This is a genomic window from Floccifex sp., assembly GCF_051873495.1.
Classification (GTDB): domain Bacteria; phylum Bacillota_I; class Bacilli_A; order Erysipelotrichales; family Erysipelotrichaceae; genus Floccifex.
The window spans coordinates 1-3,792 of record NZ_JBJEEX010000007.1; the positions used below are offsets into that span (position 1 = coordinate 1).

General features: G+C 34.9%; 6 protein-coding genes. 5 read left to right on the top strand and 1 reads right to left on the bottom strand.

The window, feature by feature from the left end; all coding sequences use genetic code 11:
* Window positions 1-83: 83 nt before the first annotated feature.
* The 4 genes from murI (at window position 84) to ACI313_RS00400 (ending at window position 2,524) form a co-directional block, all read left to right on the top strand.
* On the top strand, window positions 84-890 hold the full coding sequence (gene murI, locus ACI313_RS00385) for a glutamate racemase (RefSeq protein WP_013641538.1): 807 nt from the start codon (window positions 84-86) through the stop codon (window positions 888-890).
* Window positions 890-1,510 (top strand): XTP/dITP diphosphatase, encoded by a 621-nt coding sequence (locus ACI313_RS00390; protein WP_013641539.1) that lies wholly within the window; start codon window positions 890-892, stop codon window positions 1,508-1,510. Before murI ends, ACI313_RS00390 begins: the two co-directional genes overlap by 1 nt.
* Window positions 1,511-1,619: 109 nt before the next feature.
* Entirely contained in the window at window positions 1,620-2,150 is a 531-nt protein-coding gene (locus tag ACI313_RS00395; protein ID WP_014565577.1) for a transcriptional regulator, read from the top strand.
* A gap of 185 nt (window positions 2,151-2,335) precedes the next feature.
* Window positions 2,336-2,524 carry a hypothetical protein gene (locus ACI313_RS00400; RefSeq protein WP_439755024.1) on the top strand — a complete coding sequence of 63 codons (189 nt, stop codon included), beginning with the start codon at window positions 2,336-2,338 and terminating at the stop codon, window positions 2,522-2,524.
* Window positions 2,525-2,554: 30 nt separating this feature from the next.
* Here ACI313_RS00400 and ACI313_RS00405 read toward each other — a convergent pair whose 3' ends face one another.
* The gene (locus ACI313_RS00405; RefSeq protein ID WP_013641541.1) at window positions 2,555-3,400 is read right to left on the bottom strand and encodes a mechanosensitive ion channel family protein; all 846 of its coding nucleotides are present in this window, start codon (window positions 3,398-3,400) and stop codon (window positions 2,555-2,557) included.
* A gap of 108 nt (window positions 3,401-3,508) precedes the next feature.
* On the opposite strand from ACI313_RS00405, the gene ACI313_RS00410 reads away from it, so the two are divergent.
* Window positions 3,509-3,792, top strand: a 284-nt coding sequence (locus tag ACI313_RS00410) for a DUF948 domain-containing protein (RefSeq protein WP_439755025.1), incomplete at its 3' end; no start/stop codon positions are given.

Below are 3,792 nucleotides of genomic sequence, written 5' to 3' on the forward strand. Positions count from 1 at the left end.
TTCATCCCTTTTATTCTTTTTTATTTTACCGTAAACTAGTAGGAGTAGAAAATAATTTTTTTCTTAATAAGAGGTTTTTTATCATGGATAATCGTCCAATTGGACTACTAGATTCAGGTCTAGGCGGCCTGTCTATCGCTAAAAAAGTAATTGAAAAACTGCCTAATGAATCCACCGTTTTTATTGGTGATAACGCACATATGCCATATGGCAATCGAACTAAAGAAGATATTATTAATTTAACACGCAGATCAGTTAAGTTCTTGCTTAATAATGATGTGAAGCTGGTAATTTTTGCCTGCAATACGGCAACCGCTGCGGCCATGGGGACAATTGAAAAAGAAATTGAACCGCAGATTATCGGGGTTATTCAATCAGGTGCACTAGCAGCTTCTAGAACTACTAAGAATAAAAAGGTAGCGGTTGTAGCAACTAGTGTAACCGTAGGTTCACATGCTTATGAAAAAGAAATTCATTTCCGTGATCCAGAAATTGAAGTAACAGAATTAGCTACGCCAAAACTTGCTCCATTAGTTGAAGCACAAGAAGAGCATGCGACTAATTTAAAGGTGGTTAAAGAAAGTTTAGCTCCTTTAAAGGGTAAGGATTTTGATACCTTGGTTTTGGGCTGCACCCACTATCCATTAATTGAACAAGAATTCAAAGAAGCAATTGACGATGAAAATGTAACTATTTTAGATCCTGCTGATCAAGTAGCACAATATACATTCAACGTAATGCGCCGTGATGGTTTGTTTAGTGAAGAAGGCCATAAGCCAGTTCATGAATACTACACTACTGGTAATTCAACAAGCTTTGATAAATTAGCGCGTACGTTTATGGATGATGACACTTTAACTTCCAAACACGTAGATACGGAGAACGAATAATGGTTAAAGAAATTTTGTTTGCGACTAGCAATCAAGGTAAGGCACGTGAATTAAAAGAAGCTTTCAAACAAGCTGATGTTGATGTAATCATTAAAACAAATGCGGATTTGGAAAATCCACCACATCCAATTGAAAGTGGTCATACTTTTGAAGCCAACGCTAAAATTAAGGCACATGAATTGGCTGATTTTAGTAAAATGCCAACAATTGCGGACGACTCTGGTTTGATGGTTGATGCATTAAATGGTGAACCGGGCGTAAGAAGTGCTCGCTATGCTGGTGAAGCTCATAATGATGCCAAAAACAATGCTAAATTATTAGCTGAGCTTGGCGGTGTACCCAAGGAAAAGAGAATGGCTAAGTTCTGGACCACAATCGTGGTTTCGATGCCAGGTGAATTTGATAAAGATTTAGTCGTTTCGGGTACATGCGCAGGTCGCATTTTACCATTGCCACAAGGTGAAGATGGCTTTGGTTATGATCCATTGTTTTATGTACCAGAAAAGGGTAAAACTTTTGCACAAATGACTACTGATGAAAAGAATGAAATTTCTCACCGTGGTCGTGCAGTAGAAAAATTATTACAAGAATTACCTGCTTGGCTTGAACAATTTGAATAAAAAGAAAAAAGGTGTTCATTTTGGAACACCTTTTTGTGTTTATAAGTAGGAGACCTCTGTAAAAGAAAATGTAATAAAAGATAATATCTATGGCCCGAAATTTAGAAAAATGCGTGTAGCTCATCATATTAATTTAGTTGATGCAGCAAAGGAGATTACTAACAAGTCTACGCTAGCAGAATGGGAAAAGGGCAAGGATAATTTATCCTGGTGTAAAGTTATTGCCTTGCTTTTTAATATCCATGTTCAACCAATGGAATTTTTAGAAAATACGGTCAGTTCACATTTATATTTTTCAATTCAAGATATTGCCGATGCATATGGAGCAAATAATATCAAGCAGCTTAAAGCAATTTCGTTGCAGTATTTAAAGCGGTATCAGGATGAGCCATTAAATAAAAAGGATCTGCCCAAAGCTGAAAGTTTGTTAGAAAAATTAGATACGTTAGAAATAATGAATCTGTATGCGGAAGAAACTATTCGTAAAAAATTCATGCATAGTTTGATTGATTATGCCAAGAATAATGACAGTACTGAAATAGCTTCTTTGTTTAAGTATTTAGATTTTCTAGGACTTAAAAATATGAAATCAGATTTTCAGGTTGCATTTACACAAATTAAACAGATCTATGGTGAATAAATTGGTTTCCGAGATTTCGGAAATAAGTAAATGGGTGCTACTAAAAGCATGATAATAAAAATAGCAAAAATAAATCATGCTTTGAAAGAGGCGCAATTAAGGCATTATGGGTAATCGGAATTCTAGCAATTTTTGTGATGGTGGCAGCGTGTTTGCCGGTAACTAGAAAATATTATTCACGATATGTGGCTAAGCTAGGATGTTGGAATATTTTAATTATTTTTCTACTTTATGTTTTATTTGATATCTGGTTTTTAACTACGATTTCCATGGCAGATAAAAAAGTTTGGTGGATACTTATTCTGATCAATCTTTCAGGAATAATTGCTATTTATAGAACTTACAAAGAAATCAAAAATATTGATCAAAAATAAAAATGCCCAGTTTTTAAAACTGGACATTTTTTACTTAGCTTGGGTTGTTTTTGGGGTAGGCACACTAGCAAATTTAATGCCATTTTTTTGCAAAGTTTGAATGTATTTAGTTAAATACAAATTTCTAACTGCACTTTGTTTTCCTGGCTTAACTTGAAAGTGAATGCTGTAAACAAATTTGTTGCCGGTTTGTTCCGTGATTCCTGTAATCGTTGGACCTTGAACAATTGTCTTTTTCTCGGGTTGAATAGTTTGATTGCATTGCTTGATGAGGCGGCTTACTTCTGTAACATCGTTTTCAGCATCAAGGTCAAGGTTAATATCAAGTGCCACACCGCCATGAGCTAGGTTTTGCACGATGGTAATATTACGGTTAGGAATGTAGATAATTGAACCATCTGAACCTTTTAATCTAGTGGTTCTAAGCCCCAGTTGAACTACAGTTCCTACGTTAGTGCCAATTTGTACCAAGTCACCAACATCGAATTGGTCTTCACTCAAGATGAAGAAACCGTTGACCAGATCACTGACGAATCCTTGGGCCCCCATCCCTAAAGCTAGGGAGAAGATTCCGGCACTGGCCAGTAGCGTTCCAACTGGCACACCTAAAATTGATAAGACGCCAAACAAATAAAAGAAGATCAACGTATATTGGAATAAACTGTTGATCAAAGCAGCAATTGTTTTAGAGCGTTTATTTTTTAATGTATTGTGTTTAGCTAAATAATTGTTAATTAATTTATGCCCAAAGTGAGATAATAGATAAAAGATCAGGGTCGTAATTGCTAACTGCCAAACAGTAGAAAGTAAATTTTGACCGATTTTATTCCAGTCTAGTTTTATTTTTTGAATATTTAATTGTGAGGGAAGCTTCATAGATGGTCCTTTCTTTACATTATGATTCTATAAAATAATAACAATACATAGATTGAGAATAAAGCATTTTCATGCTAGACTTTTTTTAGATAATAATGGAGGTTAAAAATGACAATTTCTTATGGTGCTTTAGCTGGTTTGATTGCGGCTATCGCTTTCTTGATTTTGGTATTGTTTACAATTCCAATGCTTACTAGAACCGCAAAATTATTAAAAGAAACCAGTACAACTATTCAAACAACTAATGAATCATTAAAAAAGATGACAGAAGATATGGATAGTCTGATGGATCAAACAAATGATTTGTTGGATAAAACTAATGACCTGATGGTCGATATTAATGGTAAAATGAAGACGTTAGATCCAGTAGTTCAAGCTGCTGCAGATTTAGG